Consider the following 23,600-nt stretch of genomic DNA (forward strand, 5'->3'; position numbering starts at 1 on the left):
GGCCAACAGAGGAGCCGTGTTGATCGTGAAACGATTCAGAACGTCCCGCAGACGGCGGGCCGCGGCCGTGGCAACCGCCGCCGCCGCCCTGGTCGCCGGGCTCGCACTCTCCCCCACCGGGGTCTCCCCCGCCGCCGCGGCCGGCACCGACGGCCCCAACCCGGCCTGCCCGTGGGTGGGTTCGACCGCGCCGGTGAACACGCGTACGGCGCAGGTGCTGTCGAAGATGACCCTCGACGACAAGATCGCGATGGTGCACGGCTCCGCCGCGGGCCCGTACACCGGACTGGTCCCCGGCAACAGCCGGCTGTGCATCCCCGCGCTGAAGATGCAGGACGGCCCGACCGGCGTCCGGATGAGCGACACCACGCAGTTGCCGGCCGCGGCGAACGTGGCCGCGTCGTTCGACCCGTCGGTGGCGAGGTCCTACGGCTCGGTGATCGGCGCCGAGGACAAGGCCAAGGGCGTCGACGTCGACCTCGGTCCGACGATCAACATCGTCCGCGACCCGCGCTGGGGCCGGGCGTTCGAGTCGTACAGCGAGGACCCGTACCTGACCGGGCAGATGGGCGCCGCGGACATCGAGGGCATCCAGGGGCAGGACGTGATGGCCCAGGTCAAGCACTGGGCGGTGTACAACCAGGAGACCAACAGGAACACGCCGTCTGACAACGTTATCATCGACGACCGCACCGTCCGGGAGATCTACACCAGCGCGTTCGGCGCGGTGGTGGCGCAGTCCGACCCGGCGTCGGCGATGTGCTCGTACTCCACGGTCAACGGCACCGACGCGTGCGCGAGCGCCTACCTGGACTCGATCCTCAAGGACGACTTCGGCCTCAAGGGGTTCATCACCTCCGACTGGGGCGGCACCCACAGCACGGTCGCCACGGCCAACGCCGGTATGGACATGCAGATGCCGGACGCCTCGTACTTCGGCGCCGCGCTCAAGACCGCCGTGCAGAACGGCCAGGTGGCGCAGAGCCGGCTGGACGACATGGTCACCCGCATCCTGCGCGAGCAGTTCCGCTTCGGGTTCTTCGAGCACCCGTCCAAGGACACCCCGGACGCCGACGCGTCCACGGCCGCGCACGTCGACACCGCGAGGAAGGCCGCCGAGGCCGGCACCGTCCTGCTGAAGAACTCCGGTGGCGTGCTGCCGCTGAACTCCCGCAAGGTGAAGTCGATCGCGGTGCTCGGCGACGGCGCCGGCGTGGACACCATGACCGCGGGCGGCGGCAGCGCGTCCGTCGGCGGCACCGGCACCGTCACCCCGTACGACGGGATCAAGGCGCGGGCCGGCGCCGGGACCACCGTGTCCTACGCCCAGGGCGGCAGCGGCCCCGGCGGTGAGCTGCCGGCCATCGACAGCTCTTACCTGACGCCGGCGTCCGGCAGCGGCCACGGGCTGCAGGGCGACTACTACACCAACACCACGCTGGCCGGGGACCCGGCGGCGACCACGACCGACCCGCAGGTCGACTTCAAGTGGAACGGCCAGGCGCCCGCCGCGGGCGTGTCCGGTGGTTCGTTCTCCGCCAAGTGGACCGGCACGATCACCCCGCCGGCCACCGGCACGTACACGTTCGGGATCACCAGTGACGACGGCAGCCGGCTGTTCATCGACGGCAAGCAGCTCATCGACAACTGGCGGGACCAGGGCAGCACCACGCAGACCGCGCAGGTGGACCTGACCGCGGGCAAGCCGGTGCAGGTCGAGATGGACTACTACCAGTCCGGCGGCGACGCCGTCGCCGAGCTGGGCTGGACGCCGCCGGGTGCGGGCAGCCCGCTGGACCAGGCGGTCGCGCTCGCGGCCAAGTCCGACGTGGCGGTCGTCTACGCCAACGACTTCGAGAGCGAGGGCAGCGACCTGCAGAACATCGACCTGCCCGCCGACCAGAACAAGCTGATCTCCGCGGTCGCGGCGGTCAACCCGAACACCGTGGTCGTGCTGAACACCGGCTCGGCCGTGACCATGCCCTGGCTGGACCAGGTCAAGGGCGTGCTGGAGGCGTGGTACCCGGGCCAGCAGGCGGGCAACGCGATCGCGTCGCTGCTCTTCGGCGACGTGAACCCGTCGGGCAAGCTGCCGGTCACCTTCCCCACGTCGCTGGACCAGGTGCCGGCCTCGACCGCGGCGCAGTTCCCGGGCGTGAACGGCACGGTGGAGTACTCCGAGGGCCTGAACGTCGGCTACCGGTGGTACGACACGAACAAGCTGACGCCGCTCTTCCCGTTCGGCTACGGCCTGTCCTACACGTCGTTCGGCTTCTCCGACCTGCGGGTGGGCCACGCGCTCAGCGAGAAGGGCACCGTGCCGGCGAGCGTGGAGGTGACCAACACCGGCAGCCGCGAGGGCGCCGAGGTCGCGCAGCTCTACCTGACCGACCCGTCCTCGACCGGTGAACCGGCCCGCCAGCTCAAGGGGTTCCAGAAGGTCGACCTCAAGCCGCACCAGAGCAAGCGGGTGACCTTCGAGATCAGCGCGCAGGACGCGTCGTACTGGAGCACCGACGCGCAGGCGTGGGAGCTGGCCACCGGCAGGTACACCGTGCAGGTCGGCGACTCCTCGCGGGCCCTGCCGCTGTCGGGCGCCTTCCAGGTGACCAGGAACTCGGGGCCGCGCTTCACCAAGGTCTCGGCGCCGGCCACCGCTGACGGCGGCGGCACCCTGTCGGTGAAGACCACGTTCACCAACGCCTCGACGCAGAGCGTGAGCCAGGCCGCCACCCAGCTCACCGTGCCGGCCGGCTGGACGAAGAAGGCGGTCACCGCCGCCACCTTCCGCAAGGTGCCCGCGGGCGCCTCGGCCACCACCACCTGGCAGGTGACGGTGCCGGCCGGGACCGGGGGCGGTGCGGCCACCCTCGCCGCCACCACCGCCTACAGCGGCTCCCGCGGCCTGCCGCCGGGCACCGGCAAGGCGACCGTGCAGATCGCCTACGCCGACCTCGCCGCGGCCCGCGACACGGTGGGCGTCACCGACGACGCCGACCAGACCCCCGGCAACCTCGACGGAAAGGGCTACAGCTTCTCCGCGCAGGCGCTGGCGTCGGTCGGCGTCACGCCCGGCGGCCAGGTGACCGCCGGCGGCGCGACGTTCACCTGGCCCGACGTGCCGGCCGGCCAGGCCGACGCGGTCACCACCGGCGGCCAGCTCGTCAGCCAGTCCGGCTCCGGCTCGGCGCTGTCGCTCCTGACCGTCGGCACCAACGGCACCCAGACCGGCAAGGTGACCGTCACCTACACCGACGGCACCACCTCCACGTCGACCCTGAACGTCTCCGACTGGTACAGCAACGCCGCGGGCAGCGGCTGCACGCTGGTCGTCACCACCCCGCACTGGAACCGGCCGGCCGGCAGCACCAACCCCGCCGACCAGAAGGTCAGCCTGTACGCGGCGTCCGTGCCGCTCAGCAGCGGGAAGCAGGTGCGGTACGTGACCCTGCCGAGCAACCCCGAGTTGCACGTCTTCGCCACCGCCATCAGCTGACCTCCGGTCGGCAGCGGCGCCGTGGGCGGGCGGTCGACCGGCCGCCCACGGCGCCCGCGCGGGCGAGAACCCGCCACCGCGAACTCGGTCCTGAGGCTTGACGCGCATGTGGGAGTCCGGTGACATGTGCGGGAATTGCTTGGAAAAAGTTCGTTGTTGTTCAACTGTCGACCGCCGAGCCCGTGCTGACGATCGGTCCGTGACCGGTCGTTCAGGGGCGTGCGGTGGTCCAAGGCAAAGGACATGCATGCGACCACGGCACGAAAGACTCCGGCGAACGGTGACCGGCGTGGCCCTTTCGGCACTGCTGGGCAGCGGACTGGTCGTGGCGGCAGCCGCACCGTCCACCGCCGCACCGTCCACCGCGGCCCGGCACTCCGCCACACAGAACCCCACCACCGCACAGAACTCCAACGGCAGCTGGACGGTGGACGACCCCGGCCGCTCGACGCTCACCGCGCAACTCGACCTGGACTCCGCGGGCGAGCTGCACCTCGCGGTCGACCGCGGCAGCGCGCCGGTGCTGCTGCCGGGCCGGCTCGGCATCCGCACCGACCAGCACGACCTGACGACGGGTCTGCGGCTGGTCAGGCGGCAGGACCGCACGGTCCACGAGTCCTACCGGATGACCACCGGCAAGCAGCTGCGGACCTCGGCCACGATGCGGGAGGCGACCTTCACCTTCAGCGGCGCCGACGGTGCCCGACTGGGCGTCGCGGTACGGGTGTCCGACGACGGCGTCGCCTACCGGTACCTGCTGGACGGCAAGGGCCCGGTGACCGTGACCGGGGAGTCCTCGACGTTCGAGCTGCCGACGGACGCCGACGCCTGGGTCCAGCCGTACTCGCCCAGCTACGAGACCGAGCGGACCCAGACCACCGCCGGCGCGGCCAACGCGGCGCAGCCCACGTCCTGCACCGGCGACACCTGCGCGTTCGGCTACCCGACGCTCTTCGAGGTCGGGAGCACCTACGTGCTGCTGACGGAGGCGGACGTCGACGGCCGGTACTCCGGCAGCCACCTCGACCACGTGGCCGGCAGCGGGGCGTACTCCGTCGCGCTGGCGGACGACGCGCCCGTCACCTCGAACGGACCGCTGGCGACGCCGTGGCGCACCGCGATCGTGGGCAGCCTGGACACGCTGGTCGGCTCCACGCTCGTGAACGACCTCGCGCCGCCGGCGAAGTTCCAGGACACCTCCTGGATACGGCCGGGCGTGGACGACTGGTCCTGGCTGAGCGACGGGTCGAGCCCCGGTGACTTCGACCGGCAGAAGGACTTCGTGGACTACGCGGCCGCCCACGGCCTGCCGTACACGCTGGTGGACGCCGGCTGGCAGGCCAGCTGGGTCCCCGAACTGGTCCGCTACGCGCGGGCCAAGGGCGTCGACGTGATCCTGTGGTTCGCCTGGACCGACCTGAAGACCCAGCAGCAGCGCGACACCTGGTTCGCGAAGCTCAAGGAGTGGGGCGTCGCGGGCGTCAAGGTCGACTACATGGACTCCGACGCGCAGTCCACCTTCCAGTGGTACGACGCGATCCTGCACGACACCGCCAAGGACAAGTTGATGATCGACTTCCACGGCGCGACGATTCCCCGCGGCCTGCAACGCACCTGGCCGCAGGTGATGAGCGTCGAGGCGGTCCGCGGTGAGGAGAACGGGCAGAACCCGACCCGCGACATCTTCCTCGCCTTCACCCGCAACATCGTCGGCTCGATGGACTACACCCCGACGTGGTTCTCCCGCCCGAACCGGCAGGACTCCCTGGCGCACGAACTGGCGCTGCCGGTGGTCTACGAGTCCGGCTGGACGTCGCTGGGCGACAACCCCGAGGGCTTCGCCGCCCAACCGGTGGCCGAGAGCTACCTGGAGCAACTCCCCACCACCTGGGACGAGACGCACCTGGTCTCCGGCGGGCCCGGTCCGCAGCCGGCCGGCGACCGGCAGGCCGTCATCGCCCGCCGCAGCGGCGACCGCTGGTTCGTCGGCGGCATCCTGGCCGGCGCGAGCGACACCATGACGGCGCCGCTCGGCTTCCTCGGCAAGGGCACCTGGCTGGTCGAGACGATCGGCGACAGCGACGGCCGGTTGCAGCGCACCGTGCGGACGGCCACCGCCAAGGACACCCTGTCGGTGCCCGGCGCGGCCAACGGCGGCTTCGTCGCCCTGGCCTGCCCCGCCACCAAGGGCCGCACCGACTGCGAGAACCCGGTGGTCACCGCGCCCGCCACGTCCCTGACCCTCGACCCGTCGACCGCCACCGCGGGCCCCGGCGCGAAGGTCGGGATCGACGCGGCGTTCGAGCTTCCGCAGGGCACGGCCCTGCGCCAGGTGCGCCTGACGGTGGACCGCGACCGGCTCCCCGCGGGCTGGAGCGCCACCGGCCGGGACGTCACCGCCGGCTCGCTGCGGGCCGGCCGGGCGCTCGACGGCCACTGGACCGTGACGGTCGGCAAGGACCAGCCGGGCGGCGAGGTCGACGTGCCCGTGGTGGCCACGTACGCCGACCCGGCCGGCGGGAAGGCCCCGCCGGTCCACGTCGAGCAGGTCGTGCGGGTCTCCATCCCGCTGCACGGCACCGTCTACGCCAGCGATCAGCCGTTCCTCACCGAGACCAACGGCTACGGGCCGGTCGAGCGCGACCAGTCCAACGGCGAGGCCGGCGGGCAGGACGGCCACCCCCTGACGATCGACGGCACCGTGTATCCGAAGGGCCTGGGCATGAACGCGCCGGCCCAGGTGCAGATCGACCTCCAGGGCCGCTGCACCCGCTTCGAGGCCCACGTCGGCGTCGACGACGAGACCGGCGGGCAGGGCAGCGTCACGTTCACCGTGCTCGGCGACGACGGCAGGCAACTCGCGTCCACCGACGTGGTGCGCGGCGGCCAGAGCGCGGTCGACCTGAGCGTCGACACCACCGGCGTGCACACCCTGAGCCTGGCCGTCGGCGACGGCGGCGACGGCAAGAACTACGACCACGCGGACTGGGGGCTGGCCCGGCTCACCTGCGTGAACTGACCACCGCGGCAGCACCGAGCGGACACCCGCCCGCCGCCCCCGTCACCCGTACGAGGTGCCGGGGGCGGCGGGCGGACCGGTTTCCCGCGGCGAACTCTCCGTGGCTGACAGGGTATTGACAGATCGTCGAGCGGTGCACAAGGTAGTTGACAACGATGTCAGAACCCCATCCCCGGTCGGAGGGTCGCGTGGACGCGTCAGCTCAACCCGGTATCGGTCGCCGGCGGTTCCTCACCATCGCGGTGGTCGGGGCCGGTGCGGTCGCCGTTCCGGTCGGAGTCGCCGATGCCCGGCCGGCCGGCGCGGAACCGGCCGGCGCTCAGCCGGCGCGCAGCGGATCGCCGGCCGCCGGCCAACCGGTCGCGACCGTGACCGACCTCGCCGTCGAGTCGGTGACCTCGGCGGGGATCACCCTGAGCTGGACCGCGCCGGCCGGCGCGGTGCGGTACGAACTCCGGTCGGCCGACCGCCCGATCGACGCCTCGACATGGCCGACCGCGCGACGCCTCGGCGGCCCCCGCCCGATCGGCTCCGCCGGCGCCGGCCACCAGCTGGACGTCTCCGGGCTGGACCCGGGCACCCGGCACTGGTTCGCGCTGGCGACCCACGACGGCCGGCACTGGTCGGCGCCGTCCAACGCGCCGGCCACCCCGCCGAGCCGCCTCGACCAGGTCGAGGTGTGGCTCTTCGAGCAGAACGCGTCCGACGCCCGCAACCGCCGGCTCACCCGGGTCATCGCCCCGGACTTCGTGCACCGGTCCGCGTACGAGTGGGTGGGCACCGAGTACGAGGACCGCGGCTTCCCCGCGGTCCGGCAGAGCCTGGTCCGGCTCGCACAGGACGGCGCGCTGCTCGGCGCCGGCGTGTCGGCGAGCTACTGGGAACCGGAGCTGGAGACGCTCGCGCCGGGGGTGGACCCCGCCGAGGCGTCCGGCGACCCGCTCGGGAACGGCCCGGTGTACCACCTGGTCAGTGACACCCCGAGCGCCGTCAGGCAACTGGTCTTCAAGGCCGAGCGGCAGATCGCGGCCGGGTTCGACGGCGTCGAGTTCGACGAGTGGTACCCCACCGACACCTCCGTGATCGCCCCGGCGATGCGCGCGATCAGGCAGCAGGCACGGCAGACGCACGGCCGTACGGTCTACCTGTCGGCCAACTCGACCTACGGCGGCGCGGACTTCCCCGCGCTCGACGGCGACACCAACACCGGCGCCGAGGCGGTCGACTACTACCTGCGCAACTACCCGTTCCGGCTCCAGGGGCTCGACGTGCCCGCCGCCGAGAGCACGGCCCCGTTCGACGGCACCGCGAACCTCATCCCGCAACTGCGGTCCGCGATCGCCAAGGTCGCGCCCAAGCCGTTCGTGTTCTTCATCGACTACGCGACGCCGACCATCTTCTGGGGGCCGCACGACTTCGGCTCCTGGCCGGCGTTCGTGCGGATCGCCTCCGCCCAGATCCTCGCCGCGGGCGGCTTCCCGGCGGCCGGCCGCAGCATGTACAACGTGCTCGACGGGCTGGTGCGCGGGGTGTTCACGCTGGAGTCCAATCTGGCCGCGTTCCAGCGGGACACCCACGAACTGCGGCGCGAGCTGCGGGCGATCACCCCGGCCACGCTGGACGTCAGCGCGCCGAACGTGCACCTGTCCGCGTTCGACCAGCCGGGCCGGCGGATCGTGCACGTGGTGAACGGCGACTTCGACAACGACACCGGCAGCATGCGCACCCAGACCGACCTGACCGTGACGGTGTCCACCGACCGCCGCCCGGCCGGCGTCACGCTGGTGACCCCGGACACCGTCGGTCCGGCCCGACGGCAGGCGCCGTCCTGGCAGTACGCCTCCGGCCGGGTCACCGTACGGGTGCCGCGGCTGGAGTACCACGACGTGCTGGTGATCGGCCTCGACCGGCCCTACCGGCCGCACCTGACGCCGAGCCGGGTGGTGTTCCCGTTCCCCGGCCCGTCCGCCGTCCCGGCCGGCAACAGCGTGCACCTGGTGGCCGTACCGACGCAGGGCACCGGCCAGCAGGTCCGCTGGTCGGTCGACGGCCGGCCCGGCGGCGACAGCCGCGTCGGCACGGTGACGGCCGACGGCACCTATACCGCCCCGGCCCGGGTCCCGGCCGGCGGATCGGTGACGATCACCGCCGCGAGCGCCGCCGAACCCGACGTCACCGCCGCCGTCGAGGTGGCGATCAGCGATCCGGTCCGCCTGCCGTGGACGGCGCCGATCCGGGCCGGAGCGACCACCGACCTGGGCCATCGGCTGCCCACCGGGTGGCGCATCGTCGAGGGCCGCGGGGACTGGGACGTCACCGACGGCGCCCACGGGCCGGTGATCGCCAACACCAACCTGTCCGAGGGCGAGTCCCAGGGCGACACCATCGGCGAGCCGGCCCTGCTCGTCGCGGGCGATCAGACCTGGACCGACTACCGGTTCACGGTCACCGTCAGCCCGACGGTGGCACCGGTGGTGTGGTACTCCGACCCCTCCTACCGTCAGGACACCTTCGTCGGGGTGGTCGCGCGCTTCCAGGACGACGCGAACTACTACGAGTACCGGCTGTGCGCCGACGGCAACGCCCGGCTGTTCACCAAGCACGACGGCACCCTGACGCAGGTCGGCGCCGCGGCGCCGGCGCCCTTCCCGCAGGTCGGCGCCGCCGCCACGTTCCTCGTCCACGCGGCCGCGGACGTCCTCGAGTTGTGGCTGGACGGCACGCTGGTCCGCCGGGACAGCGGCATCGCGCTGCGTCGCGGCGGCATCGGCCTGGTGTCGAGCCTGACGCAGAACACCTTCGGCTCGATCCGGGTGGACCCGGCCTGACCCGGCGGCGCTCAGCCGCCCGGTCCGGTCACCGCGGGCGGGCGTGCCGCCGGTTGGAGCCGCGGCAGCGGCGACAGGCTCCGCTGCCGCGCGTCGCGGGCGACTCGGATGCCGACCGGCATCGGCGGGATCGGTCCCGGCCGTGCGACCTCGACCAGGACGCACGGCCGCCCCTCTCCTCCTGAACGGCACCGCGTCGTCGAACCGTTCGGGCGGCAGCGCGTCACGCCCGCCGGCACGATGCGGTTGGCCACCCCGCCGATCAGCCGGCCTCGGGGGCGACCGGCCGGCCGGCACTCCCACGACGGGGTGGCCGGCGGCGCACCGATCGGCTCCGTGCCGGTCGGCAGCGTCGAGTGGAGCCTTCGGAGTTCCGCTCGGCGTGGCCGCGGGCGCGGAGTGCCAGGGCCCGCCGAGCCGGGGTTGGCCAGGTCGGCGTGGAACCCGACCAGGCCCCGTGCGCGCGTCAAATTCCGGACGCGGCAGCCGGATTGCGCGGTGGCCGACGATCGGCTCGGGGGCGGCGGCGCTTCGTGCGCCCGCCCGGACGGCAGGCAGCAGACGCGCCGCCGGTCCTCGGCGGCCCGCGCCGGGGGATATCCCCCGGTCCGATCATGGGACTGGCCCGATCGTGCCCCGCCGGCGCGCGACGTAGCGTCCGGGCATGACCCGGACTTTACGCAAGCACCTCGCCGTGGCGGTCGGCGTCGCCGCGCTGCTCGCCGCCGAGGTGGCCACCGCCTCCGCGCAGACCGCCGGCGCCTCCCCCGCCGAGCGGCTCCGGCAGGACACCGAGGCGATCCACGCCCTCGGCATCAGCGGTGTGCAGGCCCGCGTGGTCGCGCCCGACGGCCGGCAGACGGTCGCCACCAGCGGCACCGCCGACCTGGACACCGGCCGCCCGGTGCCCTCCGACGGCTACTTCCGCATGGCCAGCACCTCCAAGACGCTGGTCGCCACCGTGGTCCTCCAGCTGGAGGCCGAGCACAGGATCTCCCTGGACGACACGGTGGACCACTGGCTGCCGGGCGTGGTGCGGGGCAACGGCAACGACGGCAGCCGGATCACCGTCCGCCAACTGCTCCAGCACACCAGCGGCATCCACGACGACCTGCCCGGCTACACCACGCCGGAGGAGTACGTCCAGCAGCGGGACGACGTCTACAGCTCGGCGCAGTTGGTGGCGCGCGCCATGGCCCACCCGCCGGACTTCCCGCCCGGTGGGGGCTGGCAGTACTCCAACACCGGCTACGTCCTGCTCGGCATGATCATCCAGAAGGTCACCGGCCAACCCGCCCATCGGCAGATCGAGGACCGCGTCCTGCGCCCGCTCGGCCTCGACCGGACCCGGTGGACGGGCGTCTCGCCGACGCTGCCCGAGCCGCACGCCCGGGCCTACCAGTTCTTCGGGCCCGGTTCCCGGGTGGACGTCACCCACCAGGTACCGGTGGAGCACGAGATCCTCGCGTTCGTCTCGACCACGCGGGACGAGAACACCTTCTTCCGCGCGCTGCTCTCGGGCCGGCTGCTCCCGGCGCGGCAGTTGGCCGAGATGAAGCGGACCGTCCCGGTCAGCGCGGACCTGCGATCGATGTGGCCCGGCGGACGGTACGGGCTGGGGCTGGTGGAGCGACCCCTGAGCTGCGGGGGAACGTACTGGAGCCATGAGGGCGGGGACGGCGGTTACATCACCCTCAACGGCGTCACCGGCGACGGCCGGCGCAGCGCGGTGGTCTCCATGTCCGAGGCGCTCGGCGACTCCCAGGAGCACATCTCCCAGCAGGAGAACGCGGGGAGCGCGCTGATCGACCACGCGTTGTGCGCCGGGGGCCGCGCCACCCCCTGACACGGGACCGGTTCGGGACGGGACGGCACCGCACGGCACTGCACGGCACGGCACTGCACGACCGGACCGACGATCCGACGATCCGACGATCAGCAAGAACCGTGCTACGCGAAGTGGCGGGTGGACAGGGCCCGTTGGAGTTCGGCGTCGGCGTCGGCCACGCAGCGTTCGAAGGTGGCGCGGGCGCCGGGCTCCATCCACTGGGTGAACGCCTGCTCGTAGACGGTCAGGGCGAGCCGCACCAGGTAGGCCGCCTGCCGCGGGGGGACGCCGCGTTCGGCGAGCAGGTCCCTGAGCACGTCCTCAAGGACCGCCACCTTGAGGACTTCCCGCTCCCGCAGTTCGGGGTTGGCGGCGATGACGCTCTGCCGCCGGTGGGCGAGGGAGCGGTCCGCCGGGAAGAGGGAGGCGGAGCCGGCGAGGGCGCCGAGGAGCACCTGCCACGGCGGGTCGCCGGCCGGGGCGTCGCCCACTCCCGCCCGTAGCCGGGCGACCAGCCCGTCGGTGCCGCCGAAGAGGACTTCCCGCTTGTCGCGGAAGTAGCGGAAGAACGACCGCTTCATCAGGCCCGCGCGCTCCGCGATGTCCGCGACGGTCGTGCCGTCGTAGCCGCGCTCGGCGAACAGCTCCAGCGCGGCTGTCTCCAGGCGCTGCCGGGCGTCCGGCTCCCATCTCGGCATGCCTTCACCCTACCCGATGACACTTGGTGTTATCGTTGTGATGACATCAAGTGTCATCACGTCATCGGAGTGGAGTGCCCATGCGAGCGGTACAGATCGACGAGTTCGGCGGACCCGAGGTGCTGCGGTTCGTGGAGACCGAGACGCCCGTCCCCGGCCCCGGCCAGGTCCTGATCGAGGTGCGCGCGTGCGGCACCAACCCCGCCGACTGGTTCGTCCGCGAGGGCGCCCTGGGCGGGTCCCTGCCGCAGGGGACCGGCTTCGAGGCCGCCGGCGTCGTCACGCGGGCCGGCGAGGGCGTCGCGGGCACCGCCGTCGGCGACCGGGTCTTCGGGAACCTGATGTTCGGCGGCGCCACCGCCGGCGCGGCGCAGTTCGCGGTGCTGGACCACTGGGCCAACATCCCGGACACCATGTCCTTCGAGCAGGCGGCGGCCATCCCGATGCTCGCCGAGACCGCGATCCGCACCCTCGACGAACTCGGCGTGGCCGAGGGGCACACCCTGTTCGTCAACGGGGGCAGCGGCGCCGTCGGGCGGCTCGCCGCGCAGATCGCGGTGGGCCGCGGCGCGGAGGTCATCGTGACATCGGGCGCCGAGAAGGCCGCGGCGATGCGCGAACTCGGCGCGAAGGTCACCGGGTACGGCGACGGCCTCGCGGACCGCGTGCGCGCCCTGGCCCCCGGCGGCGTCGACCGGGTCCTGGACATCGGCCCCGGCGGCCAACTCCCCGAGCTGATCGCGATCGCGGGCGGCGATCCCTCGCACGTGGTGACGGTCACCGACTTCGGCAACGCCGCGGAGTTCGGCGTCCGGGCCAGCGGCCGCGAGGGCACCGTCTTCCGCCTGGACGCCCCGCAGACGGTCGCCGACGCCGTCGCCGCGGGCACGTTGACCGTGCCGGTCTGGCGCGTCGAGTCGTGGGAGAACATCGCGAAGGTGCACGAGGACATCAAGTCCGGTGCCGCGAAGGGGAAGACGGTGCTGCGCGTGGAGGCGTGAGCCGAGCCGTGCGCGGGTGCTTGAGCCGCGCGCGGGTGCTTGAGCCGTGCGCGGGTATGCCCGAGCCGCGCGTGAGTGCGTGAACCGCCTTGCCCCGCCCGTCACTCGTGAATCCCCCGAATCCGTCCGCGTGAGCGCTGGCGCCGCCCCTCCCCGCTGGCGAAGAATCGTCGTCGCAGGCAGGTACATTCGTTCGACGGGACCATGAGGAGCCGCACCATGCACGAGGCGCCGTCCGGGCCGCTTCCGTATTACGAGGACATGGGGCCGGGAACGGGAGCGCTCCCGCCGCGGGCGTGGACGGGGGTGTCCGACGCGCGCCGGGTGAACCTGGGCGGGGCATGGCGGTTCCGGCTGTCGGCGACGGCGGACGGGTCGGACGAATCGTTCGCCCGCCCCGGCTTCGACGCCTCGCGCTGGGACGTGCTGCCGGTGCCCTCGCACTGGCCGCTCCAAGGCCACGGCCAGGACCACGACTACGGCCGGCCCGCGTACACCGACGTCCGCTACCCCTTTCCGATCGACCCGCCGCGGGTGCCCACCGAGAACCCCACCGGGGACCACCTGCGCGGCTTCGACCTGCCGGGCGACTGGCCGGGCGGTGCGGCGGTGCTGCGCTTCGACGGGGTGGACTCCTGCGCCCGGGTCTGGCTCAACGGCGAGGAGCTGGGCACCTTCAAGGGCAGCCGGCTGCCGGTGGAGTTCGAGGTCGGCGAGGTGCTGCGGCCGCGCGGGAACGTCCTGGCGGTGCGGGTGCACCAGTGGTCCTCGGGCAGCTACCTGGAGGACCAGGACATGTGGTGGCTGCCGGGCATCTTCCGCGATGTCACGCTGATCGAACGTCCCGAGGGCGCCGTCACGGACTTCTTCGTGCACTGCGACTACGACCACCTGACCGGCAACGGCTCGCTGCGGGTCGACTGCGATCCCCAGGGGACCGTGACCGTACCGGAGTTGGGCCTGGACATCGCGACCGGCGAGACCGCGGTGGTGCCGGTGGAGCCGTGGTCGGCGGAGGTACCGCGGCTGTACGACGCGGAGTTGGCCACCGAGGGCGAACGGGTGCCGCTGCGGATCGGCTTCCGCACGGTCCGCGTCGAGGACGGCGTGCTGAAGGTGAACGGGCGGCGCGTGCTGTTCCGCGGGGTGAACCGGCACGAGTTCGACCCGGACCACGGCCGGGCGGTGGACCTGGAGACGATGCGCCGGGACCTGCTGCTGATGAAGCGGCACAACGTCAACGCGGTCCGCACCAGCCACTACCCGCCGCACCCGGCGTTCCTCGACCTGTGCGACGAGTTGGGGATGTGGGTGGTCGACGAGTGCGACCTGGAGACGCACGGCTTCTCCGAGGTCGACTGGCGCCGCAACCCGGTGGACGACGAGCGGTGGACCCCGGCCCTGCTGGACCGGGCCGCCCGGATGGTCGAGCGCGACAAGAACCACCCCGCGGTGGTGATGTGGTCGCTGGGCAACGAATGCGGCACCGGGCGCGGGCTGTCCGCGATGGCCGACTGGATCAGGCGGCGCGACCCGGCCCGCCCGATCCACTACGAGGGCGACCAGTCCTGCGCGGACGTCGACGTCTACTCCCGGATGTACGCCAACCACGAGGAGAGCGAGACGATCGGCCGCCGCGCCGAACCCCCGCTCCTGGACGCCGAGTCGGATCAGCGCCGGCGCGCGATGCCGTTCATCCTGTGCGAGTACGCCCACGCGATGGGCAACGGCCCGGGCGGACTCAGCGAGTACCAGCGGATCTTCGAGACGTACGAACGCTGCCAGGGCGGCTTCGTGTGGGAGTGGATCGACCACGGGCTGCGCCGCAGGACCGCGGACGGCGGCGCGTACTTCGCCTACGGCGGGGACTTCGGCGAGGAGTTGCACGACGGCAACTTCGTCTGCGACGGGCTGGTCTTCCCCGACCGCACGCCCTCCCCCGGGCTGGTCGAGTACAAGAAGGTGGTGCAGCCGGTCGGCTTCGCCGCGGATCTGGCGCGCGGCCTGCTGAACGTCACCAACCGCCATGACTTCGCGGACGTTTCGGGACTGGCCTTCCACTGGGCGTACGAGGTGGAGGGCGAACTCGCCGCCGAGGGACGGCTTGAGGTGCCCGCGCTGGCGCCGGGAGCGAGCGCCGAGGTGGCGCTGCCGCGCGCGCCGCGGACCGCGGCGGACGGCGAGGCGTGCTGGACGGTGCGGGCGGTGCTCGCCGAGGACACCGCGTGGGCGCCGTCCGGCCACGAAGTGGCGTGGGCCCAGTTCGAGGTGGCCCGACCGGCCGTGCCGGCCGGCCCGTTGCCCGGCGCGCCGCACGCCCCGCGGCGGGTCGAGGGCGGGCTGATCATGCTCGGCCCCGGCATGTTCGACGCGGCCGACGGCACCCTGCGCTACCTGGACGGTGCGGTGGTGGACGGCCCCCGGCTGGACGTGTGGCGGGCGCCGATCGACAACGACCGCGGCGCGGACTGGTATCCGGAAGGACAGCTCGAACGCCGTTGGCGGGAAGCCGGGTTGGACCGGATGCGGCACCGGATCGACGAAGTGGCCCCCGGCCAGGACGCGTTGACCGTCACCACCCGGGTCGCGCCGGCCGCCTCGGACCTGGGGCTGCGCACCGTCTACCGCTGGACGGCGGCCGGCGACCGGCTCGCCCTGGACGTCGAGGTCACCCCGGAGGGCCCCTGGACGCTGCCGCTGCCCCGGCTCGGCATACGGCTCGGGCTGTGCCCCACGCTCGACACCGTCGAGTGGTACGGCGGTGGGCCCGGCGAGGCGTACCCCGACACCCGCGAGGCGTCCCGGCTGGGCCGGCACCGCTCGACCGTCGACGGCCTCCAGACGCCTTACGTACGGCCGCAGGAGAACGGCGCCCGCGCCGACGTGCGGTGGGCGGAGCTGCGCCGGGCCGACGGCTCGGGGCTGCGGGTGACCGGTGCGCCACCGTTCTGGTTCACCGCCCGGCCGTGGAGCACCGAGGAGCTGGCGGCGGCCGAGCACACGAACGAGCTGAAGCGCGGCGACCTGATCTGGGTGCACCTGGACCACGGGCTGCACGGGGTGGGCAGCGGCGCCTGCGGGCCCGAGGCGCTGCCGGAGTTCCGGCTGGCCGCCGCCCCGGCCGCGTTCTCCTTCACCTTCGGCACGCTGCGGGCCGGCCACCCGGCCGGCCCGCGGCCCCCCTTCTGACCGGCCGGCCGCCCTCTCCCCGACCGGGCCACCGGCCCCGCCATCAAGCCCGACCCCGACCCCGCCACCTACCCCGACACTCACCCCGACATCGACGATCCGGAGCACCCGTGACCGGCACCACCCCCTTCGTCCGCCCGTACCGCCCCGCCGACCTGGCCGCGCTGTACGACATCTGCCTGCGCACCGCCGACGCGGGTCAGGACGCCTCCGCGTCCTACGCCGAGCCCGACCGCGACCTGGTCGGCGCGATCTTCGCGGCGCCGTACGCCGTGCTCGAACCCGACCTCACCTTCGTGGTGGACGACGGCAGCGGGCAGGCGGTCGGCTACATCGTCGGCACCGGCGACACCGCGCGGTTCGTCGAGCGGTTCCGCGCGGAGTGGCTGCCGTCCGTGGCCGGCCGCTGGCCCGCGCCGGCGGGCGAACCCGGCACGCCCGCCGAGTCGATGGCCGTGCTGCTGCACCTCCCCGAGCGGATGGTGGTGCCCGCGCTCGCCTCCTACCCCGCCCACCTGCACATCGACCTGCTCCCCCGGGCGCAGCGGTCCGGGCACGGCCGCGCCCTGATGACCGCGTACCTGGCCGCGCTCGCGGCGAAGGGGGTCCCGGCGGTGCACCTCGGCATGCTCAGCACCAACACCTCCGCCCGCGCGTTCTACGACCGGCTCGGCTTCCACGAGATCCCGGTCCCGGACGCGGGGCCGCTGACGTACCTCGGCCGCGCCACGTCGTAACGCCTCCGGCACGCCTCCACGCCGCCGGGCGCGGCCGCGGCCGATTGTCAGTGCCCGCCCCTACGCTCGGCGGCAGGAGGTGCACCCCATGACCGACGAGTCCCCGTACGAACCCGTGACGGTGTCGCGGGTGGTTCCCGCCCCGCCGGCGGCCGTCTTCCGGGTCCTGGCCAACCCCACCCGGCACACCGACCTCGACGGCTCCGGCATGCTGCGCGGCGCGGTCACCGAGACGCCCGTCTCCCGCGTCGGCGACGTCTTCGTGATGCGCATGTACTACTCGGAGCACGGCCACTACGAGATGAACAACCACGTCGTCGAGTACGAACAGGACCGGCGTATCGCCTGGGAGCCCGAGGCGGGCCGCGGCCACCCCGGACACGGCCTGCCGGGCAGCCGCTGGGGCCACCGCTGGATCTACACCCTGTCCCCCGCCGGCCCCGGGTCCACCCTGGTCACCGAGGCGTACGACTGCTCCCGCGCCCCGGCCGACGAGCGGGACGGGATGCAGGGCGGGCAGGTCTGGGTGAGCGGCATGGAGCGGACGCTGGAACGGCTCGCCGACGCGGTGGACGAGCAGGAGATGGCGGACGGGCAGGAGACGGCGGACGGGGAGGAGTTGGCGGACGAGGAGGCCGGAGCGTAGGCCGGGGCAACGCGGACGCGGCCCCCGGGGGCCCGTGCCTGGCCGCGGACGCGGCACGGGAGCCGGCGAGCCGTACGCCGGCAGCCTGCCCGGTCATCGCGCGGAATTCCCGGTGCGTAAATCCGGCCGGTGGGGACAGGATGGGGCGATGGGATGGACGTTCACACCGTCGGTGGCGGAGTTCACCGCCGCGGCCGGCGGTTTCCTGGACCGGCACCCGCTGGAGACCAACGTGCTGCGGACGGTCTGCGGGACGCTGCGCCGGCGGGGCCCCGACGCGTACGGAGCGCAGCCGCCGGTGTTCGGCTGGTGGCGGGCCGGCGACGAGGGGGCGGTGCAGGCCGCGTTCCTGCGCACCCCGCCGTATCCGCCGCTGCTCGCGCCCGGCACCCAGCAGTCCTCCCGCGAGCTGGCCGCCGGGTGGGAGGGCCCGCTGGACGGGGCGCGCGGGGACGCGGACGCGGTCCGGGCGTTCGGTGAGGCGTGGCGGGAGCGGACCGGCGCGGCGACGCGGGTGGTGCGCGAGCAGCGGCTGCACCGGCTCGGCGCCCTGACCCCGCGCAGCCCCGCGCCGCCCGGCCGGGCCCGGGTCGCCGGGGAGCGGGACCTCGGCCTGCTGCTGCGCTGGCACCAGGAGTTCGCCCGGGACATCGGCGAGCCCATGCCGGGTGCGGAGCGGGTGGTGGCCGACGCCCTCCGGTTCGGCGGCCGCGTCCTGTGGGAGGTGGACGGCGAGCCCGTCGCGATGGCGGGCATGACGTCGCCGGAGGACGGCGCGGTCCGGGTGGTCGCCGTCTACACCCCGGCCGCGCTGCGCGGGCGCGGCTACGCGGGAGCCGTCACCGCGGCGGTGTCGCGGGCCGCGCTGGACACCGGGGCGCGTGACGTCGTGCTCTTCACCGACCTGGCCAACCCGGTGAGCAACCACGTCTACCGGCGGCTGGGCTACGTTCCGGTTCGGGACCAACTGGTGGTCGCCTTCGGGTGATCGAGAGCTCATCGCGTTCACCGGAGCGGTTCCGCGACCGCCCCGCATAATGGAAGCGGCGGATACCCCGCCGCCCGACGATCGCCAGGAGGAGCCGTGACCGGCGCCCGCCGACAGCCGTCCCATCTCGTGAAGCTGCGGCCCGCACCCTTCGGCGCGGACCCCGCGGGCGCGCGGCTGGAGCGCATCCTCGCCTCACCCCACTACGCCGACGGGGCCTTCGTGAACCCGGTCGGCGCCCGCACCACCCCCAGCGGCGGCATGCTGAAGGCGCTGCCGGCCAACCTCCGCAAGGACGCGCGGCTGGCCCGCAAGCCGGCCCGGCCAGTCCCGCTGCACCCCACCACGCTCGCCGACCTCGCCAAGCCGCCGGCCTCGGGCCTGCGGCTGACGTGGATGGGCCACTCCTCGGTGCTCGCCGAGATCGGCGGCCGGCGGGTGCTCTTCGACCCGGTGTGGGGCGAGCGGTGCTCGCCGTTCGCGTTCGCCGGGCCCAAGCGGGTGCACCCCACGCCCGTGCCGGTCGAGTCGCTGACCGGTATCGACGCCGTGGTGATCTCCCACGACCACTACGACCACCTCGACATGCCGACGATCATCGCGCTGATCCGCGGCGGCGCGGTCTTCGTGGTGCCGCTGGGCGTCGGCTCGCACCTGGAGCACTGGGGGGTGCCGGCGGACCGGCTGCGCGAGTTGGACTGGCACGAGTCCACCCAGGTGGCCGGGCTGACCCTGACCGCCACCCCGGCGCGGCACTTCTGCGGGCGCGGCCTGCGCGGCCGGCAGCAGACCCTGTGGGCCTCCTGGGTCGTCACCGACGACATCCACCGGATCTACCACAGCGGCGACACCGGCTACTTCCCCGGTTTCGCCGACATCGCCCAGCTGCACGGCCCGTTCGACGCCACCATGATCCAGATCGGCGCGTACAGCGAGTTCTGGCCGGACATCCACATGACTCCCGCCGAGGGCGTCCGCACCCACCTCGACCTGTCCGGCGGCACCTCGCACGGCGTGATGCTGCCCATCCACTGGGGGACCTTCAACCTCGCCCCGCACGCCTGGTCCGACCCCGGCGAGGGCACCCTCGACGCCGCCCACCGCTCCGGCGTGCAGGCCGTCACCCCGCTCGTCGGGCAGCCCTTCGAACCCGTCACCGCCCCGGCCGCCTTCCCTTGGTGGCGCGAGGTCGCCGTCACCCCCGAGACCGGCTGGACCCCGTGGCCGCCCCCCGCCCCGGCCCAGCGGGACCAGGTCGCGGACGCGTAGGCCGTATTTTTGGAAGTCCCTCCCCCGCCGCAGGCTGCGGGGGAGCACCAGACGCCACGGGCCCCTCCCCTCGGGCGGACGGCGCCACTTCCATCACACGGCCCAGGCGCGGCCCACCGCCCCGACCGCCGGCGGCCGCCCGCCGTGGGCGCCGGCTACCGCAGGCCGCGGCGGGAGAGGAGCGGCTCGACGCGTGGTGCGCGGCCGCGCACCACGGCGAACGCCGCCATCGGGTCCTTGCTCCCTCCCTTCGCGAGCAACTCGCGGCGGAAGATCTCCCCGTTGGCGCGCCGCATGCCGCCGTGGGTCTCGAACCAGTCGACGGTGTCGGCGTCCAGCACCTCGCTCCAGATGTAGGAGTAGTAGCCGGCGCTGTAGTCGCTGCCGAAGATGTGCGTGAAGTAGGTGGTGCGGTAGCGCGGCGGGATCGCCGGCAGGTCGATCCCGGCCGCCGCCAGGGCGCGCGCCTCGAACTCCAGCGGGTCGCCCGGGTCGCTGCCGGCCGGCAGCGAGTGCCACGCCCAGTCCAGCAGCGCCGCCGCGAGGTACTCGACGGTCGCGAAGCCCTCGCCGAACCGTGCGGCCTCCAGCATCCGCGCCACCATGCCGTCGGGCATCGGCTCGCCGGTCTCGTGGTGGCGCGCGTACCGGGCCAGCACCTCGGGCCAGGTCGACCACATCTCGTTGACCTGCGACGGGTACTCCACGAAGTCGCGCGGCACCGCGGTTCCGGAGAAGTAGGGGTACCGCACGTCGGAGAAGAGCCCGTGCAGGGCGTGCCCGAACTCGTGGAAGAGCGTGTCGACCTGGCTGAACGTCAGCAGCGCGGGCTCGCCGGGCGCGGGCTTGGCGATGTTGTGGTTGTTGACGATCACCGGCTGCCGGCCGAGCAGCCGGGACTGCGGGACCAGCGCGTTCATCCAGGCGCCGCCGCGCTTCGTCGGCCGGGCGAAGAAGTCGATCAGGAACAGCCCGAGCCCGCTGCCGTCGGCGTCGAAGACCTCGAAGGTCCGGACGTCGGGGTGGTAGCCGACCAGGTCGGGCCGCTCGGTGACGGTGATCCCGTAGACCTCGTGGGCGGCGTGGAAGACGCCGTCGCGCAGCACCGACTCCAGTTCGAGGTACGGGCGCAGCGCCGCCTGGTCGATAGAGTGGCGCTCCTTGCGGACCTTCTCCGACCAGTACGCCCAGTCCCACGCCTCGATCGGTCCGCCGGCGGTCTCGGCGAGCGCGTCGGCCTCACGGCGCGCGTTGGCCACGGCGGGCGGCACCAGGCGCTCCAGCAGGGCGGTCACGGCCTCGGTGCTGCCGGCGGTGGTGTCGGCGACGGTGTACGCGGCGTGGCTGTCGTAGCCCAGCAGCGCGGCCCGCTCGGCGCGCAGGGTGGCCAGGGTGACCGCGAGCGGGCCGTTGGTGTCCTGCGCGCGGTCCATGGCGGCGGCCAGGAGGCGGCGCCGGACCTCGCGGTCGTCGAGAACGGCGAGTTCGAGCTGGTTGGTGAAGTTCCGCAGGCTCAGCACCCACTTGCCGTCGTGGCCCAGCTCGCGGGCGTTCGCCGCGGCGGCCGCGACCGCGTCCGGCGACAGGCCGGACAGCTGCGCGGGGTCGTCCAGCACCAGGGCGCCGTCCTTGCTGGCGGCCAGCACGTTCTGGCCGAACTCGGTGCTCGCGGCCGCGATCCGCGCGTTCAGCGCGCGCAGCCGCTCCCGGCCCTCCTGCGACAGCTCCGCCCCGGCACGTACGAAGGCGATACGGTACCGCTCCAGCAGCCGCAGCGACTCCGGGTCCAGGCCGAGGGAGTCGCGTGTCTCGTACAGCGCCTTGATCCGCGCGTAGAGCTGCGCGTTCAGGTACACCTCGTCGCGGTGCGCGGACGTCATCGCGCTGACCTCGGACTCGATCTCCCGCAGGCCGTCGGTGACGTGTGCGGACGCCTGGTTGCTGTAGACCGCGCCCACCCGTGCGAGCAGTTCGCCCGAACGCTCCATCGCCTCCAGCGTGTTGGCGAAGGTGGGGGGTTCGGGGTCCGCCGCGATCCGTTCGACCTCGGCGGTGTGCTCCGCGATGGCCCGCTTGAACGCCGGGAGGTAGTGGGCGTCGTCCAACCCGGCGAAGGCGGGCAGGCCGTAGGGCAGCGGGCTCGGGCTCAGCAGCGGGTTCATGGTCACCGTTCGACCCTATACAGCCGCCTGGGCCCCCGCCGTCTCGGTTTCGGTCGCGTTCCGGCCACCAGTCCGGTGGCCTGCCGCGCGCTGGGGTACCCCCTGGCGGGAGTTTCCCCGCGCCCCTGAGTATGTGCGGCTGCTTCCGCGGAAGGAGGGCAACCTCAAGGGGCGCGGGGAACCGCGCGAGGACCCCCCGCCGGCGGGTGGTCCCTCAACCGGCGGACGGGGGCACCCCGGAGGGTCAGGTCACCCCGACTTGCGGCGGAACTCGCGTGCTCCGCCCGCGCGGCCGTGGGCGCCGTGGACCTTGGACTGGTCCGGTCCGGTCCCCGCGGTGCCGCCTCCGCCGCGCCCGCCCTGCTTGCGTGCCAGCGCCTCACGGAACTTGCGCTTCACGTCGTCCTCGGCGGGTGCGGCCGGGTTCTCCCCTTCCGGTTCCGCGGAATCGGCCGGTGCGGCCGCTTCCGCATCCAGCGAACTGCTGTCGGCGGCCGCGTCGGCCGCCTGCTTTGCGTCGGTCATGACCCAAGCCTCGCACGTCGGCCGCCCCCCGCCTACTGAATAGCGGCCTGACGGACCGCGCGTGTACGGTTCCGGTCAGCTCTCGTAGCACCGCCGCGGAAGGATCGCACTCCATGACCTGGCTGTTGTACGGGGCCACCGGGTACACCGGTCGCCTGATCGCCCGCCGTGCCGTCGCGCAGGGCCAGCGCCCCGTGCTGGCCGGTCGCAACGCCGCCAAGCTGGTCCCGTTCGCCGCCGAACTCGGTCTGGAGCACCGGGTGTTCGACCTTTCCGAGCCGACCGCCATCCGCCGCGGGCTGAAGGACGTGACGGCGGTGGCGCACTGCGCGGGGCCGTTCACCCGTACCGCGCTGCCGATGGCGCACGCGTGCGTGGAGACGCGGACGCCCTACCTGGACATCACCGGCGAGATCGACGTGTTCGAGTCACTGCGCGCGCTCGGCACCCGCGCGGAGGCGGCCGGGATCACCCTGCTGCCGGGCGCCGGCTTCGACGTGGTGCCGACCGACTGCGTGGCGGCGCTGCTCGCGGCCAGGCTGCCGGACGCCACCCAGCTCGACCTGGCGTTCCTGCTCGGCGGCGGCCCCAGCCCCGGCACCGCCCGCACCCTGGTGGAGGGCGCGCCCGACGGCGGCCGTATCCGCAGCGGTGGCGAGATCCGTTCGGTGCCGCTGGGCTCCCGCCAGGTGCGCGCCGCCTTCCCCTCGGGCGCCCGCACGGTGGTGTCGATCCCGTGGGGCGATGTGAGCACCGCCTACCACTCGACCGGCATCCCCGACATCACCACGTACACCGCGATGCCGCAGGCCGTGGTGGCCGCCTCCCGTGCGGTGCGGCTCGGGCCGCTGCGCCGCGCGGTCTCGGGTGCGGTGGGGCTGGTGGTGCGGGGGCCGGGCGAGCGGCGGCTGGCCGGCACCCGCAGCGAGGTGTGGGGGCAGGCCACCGACGCGGCGGGCAACAAGGCGACCGCCACGCTGACCGGCCCGAACCCGTACCGGATCACGAGCGACGCGGTGCTGCGGATCGTGCAGCGGCTGCCCGATCTGGCCGCCGGCTTCCAGACGCCGTCCCGCGCGCTGGGCGCGGACTTCGCCGCGTCGCTGGACGACGTGACCGTCTCGATCGAGACGCCGCACTGACGCGGGCGGACATGGCGCACGCGGACCGGCGGGCGGGCGGGCGCGCGCGGATGTGCGGACAGGTATGGGGCC

The 23,600-nt window shown here is 73.6% G+C and carries 14 protein-coding genes; 11 read left to right on the plus strand and 3 right to left on the minus strand.

Annotation, left to right across the window (positions count from 1 at the left end; translation table 11 throughout):
- Positions 1-25: 25 nt before the first annotated feature.
- The 4 genes from OG896_RS06280 (at position 26) to OG896_RS06295 (ending at position 11,189) form a co-directional block, all read left to right on the plus strand.
- The gene (locus OG896_RS06280) at positions 26-3,496 is read left to right on the plus strand and encodes a glycoside hydrolase family 3 C-terminal domain-containing protein (RefSeq protein ID WP_329363192.1); all 3,471 of its coding nucleotides are present in this window, start codon (positions 26-28) and stop codon (positions 3,494-3,496) included.
- Between the two features lie 280 nt (positions 3,497-3,776).
- Positions 3,777-6,515: a glycoside hydrolase family 97 catalytic domain-containing protein gene (locus tag OG896_RS06285; protein ID WP_443056947.1), complete on the plus strand. Its 2,739-nt coding sequence runs from the start codon at positions 3,777-3,779 to the stop codon at positions 6,513-6,515.
- A gap of 188 nt (positions 6,516-6,703) precedes the next feature.
- A complete protein-coding gene (locus tag OG896_RS06290) occupies positions 6,704-9,343 on the plus strand; it encodes a hypothetical protein (protein WP_329363197.1) in 2,640 nt (879 codons plus the stop codon).
- Positions 9,344-10,007: 664 nt separating this feature from the next.
- Entirely contained in the window at positions 10,008-11,189 is a 1,182-nt protein-coding gene (locus tag OG896_RS06295; protein WP_329363199.1) for a serine hydrolase domain-containing protein, read from the plus strand.
- A 104-nt stretch (positions 11,190-11,293) separates the two neighbouring features.
- Here OG896_RS06295 and OG896_RS06300 read toward each other — a convergent pair whose 3' ends face one another.
- Complete coding sequence (locus OG896_RS06300) at positions 11,294-11,869, minus strand: TetR/AcrR family transcriptional regulator (RefSeq protein WP_329363200.1); 576 nt, start codon at positions 11,867-11,869, stop codon at positions 11,294-11,296.
- A gap of 80 nt (positions 11,870-11,949) precedes the next feature.
- On the opposite strand from OG896_RS06300, the gene OG896_RS06305 reads away from it, so the two are divergent.
- The 6 genes from OG896_RS06305 to OG896_RS06330 all read left to right on the plus strand — a co-directional run bounded on the left by OG896_RS06305 (position 11,950) and on the right by OG896_RS06330 (position 19,699).
- On the plus strand, positions 11,950-12,870 hold the full coding sequence (locus tag OG896_RS06305; protein WP_329363202.1) for an NADP-dependent oxidoreductase: 921 nt from the start codon (positions 11,950-11,952) through the stop codon (positions 12,868-12,870).
- Between the two features lie 219 nt (positions 12,871-13,089).
- Complete coding sequence (locus OG896_RS06310) at positions 13,090-16,059, plus strand: glycoside hydrolase family 2 TIM barrel-domain containing protein (protein ID WP_329363204.1); 2,970 nt, start codon at positions 13,090-13,092, stop codon at positions 16,057-16,059.
- Positions 16,060-16,169: 110 nt separating this feature from the next.
- Positions 16,170-16,796, plus strand: a complete 627-nt coding sequence (locus tag OG896_RS06315) for a GNAT family N-acetyltransferase (protein WP_329363206.1) — start codon at positions 16,170-16,172, stop codon at positions 16,794-16,796.
- An 88-nt stretch (positions 16,797-16,884) separates the two neighbouring features.
- Entirely contained in the window at positions 16,885-17,442 is a 558-nt protein-coding gene (locus tag OG896_RS06320; RefSeq protein WP_329363208.1) for an SRPBCC family protein, read from the plus strand.
- 148 nt (positions 17,443-17,590) lie between these two features.
- The gene (locus tag OG896_RS06325) at positions 17,591-18,430 is read left to right on the plus strand and encodes a GNAT family N-acetyltransferase (RefSeq protein ID WP_329363210.1); all 840 of its coding nucleotides are present in this window, start codon (positions 17,591-17,593) and stop codon (positions 18,428-18,430) included.
- A 96-nt stretch (positions 18,431-18,526) separates the two neighbouring features.
- Entirely contained in the window at positions 18,527-19,699 is a 1,173-nt protein-coding gene (locus OG896_RS06330) for an MBL fold metallo-hydrolase (protein WP_329363213.1), read from the plus strand.
- Positions 19,700-19,854: 155 nt separating this feature from the next.
- Here the strand turns inward: OG896_RS06330 and OG896_RS06335 are convergent, their stop codons facing one another.
- Positions 19,855-21,861 carry a M3 family metallopeptidase gene (locus OG896_RS06335; protein WP_329373738.1) on the minus strand — a complete coding sequence of 669 codons (2,007 nt, stop codon included), beginning with the start codon at positions 21,859-21,861 and terminating at the stop codon, positions 19,855-19,857.
- Between the two features lie 249 nt (positions 21,862-22,110).
- A complete protein-coding gene (locus tag OG896_RS06340; protein ID WP_329363215.1) occupies positions 22,111-22,386 on the minus strand; it encodes a DUF5302 domain-containing protein in 276 nt (91 codons plus the stop codon).
- 113 nt (positions 22,387-22,499) lie between these two features.
- Between OG896_RS06340 and OG896_RS06345 the strand changes: the two genes are divergently transcribed.
- A complete protein-coding gene (locus tag OG896_RS06345) occupies positions 22,500-23,528 on the plus strand; it encodes a saccharopine dehydrogenase family protein (protein WP_328471338.1) in 1,029 nt (342 codons plus the stop codon).
- Positions 23,529-23,600: the final 72 nt, after the last annotated feature.

Origin of the sequence: Streptomyces sp. NBC_00669 (assembly GCF_036226785.1) — a bacterium.
Classification (GTDB): domain Bacteria; phylum Actinomycetota; class Actinomycetes; order Streptomycetales; family Streptomycetaceae; genus Actinacidiphila.

Bases quoted from the DNA above. Each gene is read 5' to 3' on its own strand.
- OG896_RS06310 (WP_329363204.1), top strand. From the start codon at position 13,090: ATGCACGAGGCGCCGTCCGGGCCGCTTCCGTATTACGAGGACATGGGG.
- OG896_RS06345 (WP_328471338.1), top strand. From the start codon at position 22,500: ATGACCTGGCTGTTGTACGGGGCCACCGGGTACACCGGTCGCCTGATC.
- OG896_RS06300 (WP_329363200.1), bottom strand. From the start codon at position 11,869: ATGCCGAGATGGGAGCCGGACGCCCGGCAGCGCCTGGAGACAGCCGCG.
- OG896_RS06305 (WP_329363202.1), top strand. From the start codon at position 11,950: ATGCGAGCGGTACAGATCGACGAGTTCGGCGGACCCGAGGTGCTGCGG.
- OG896_RS06325 (WP_329363210.1), top strand. From the start codon at position 17,591: ATGGGATGGACGTTCACACCGTCGGTGGCGGAGTTCACCGCCGCGGCC.
- OG896_RS06320 (WP_329363208.1), top strand. From the start codon at position 16,885: ATGACCGACGAGTCCCCGTACGAACCCGTGACGGTGTCGCGGGTGGTT.
- OG896_RS06295 (WP_329363199.1), top strand. From the start codon at position 10,008: ATGACCCGGACTTTACGCAAGCACCTCGCCGTGGCGGTCGGCGTCGCC.
- OG896_RS06340 (WP_329363215.1), bottom strand. From the start codon at position 22,386: ATGACCGACGCAAAGCAGGCGGCCGACGCGGCCGCCGACAGCAGTTCG.
- OG896_RS06335 (WP_329373738.1), bottom strand. From the start codon at position 21,861: ATGAACCCGCTGCTGAGCCCGAGCCCGCTGCCCTACGGCCTGCCCGCC.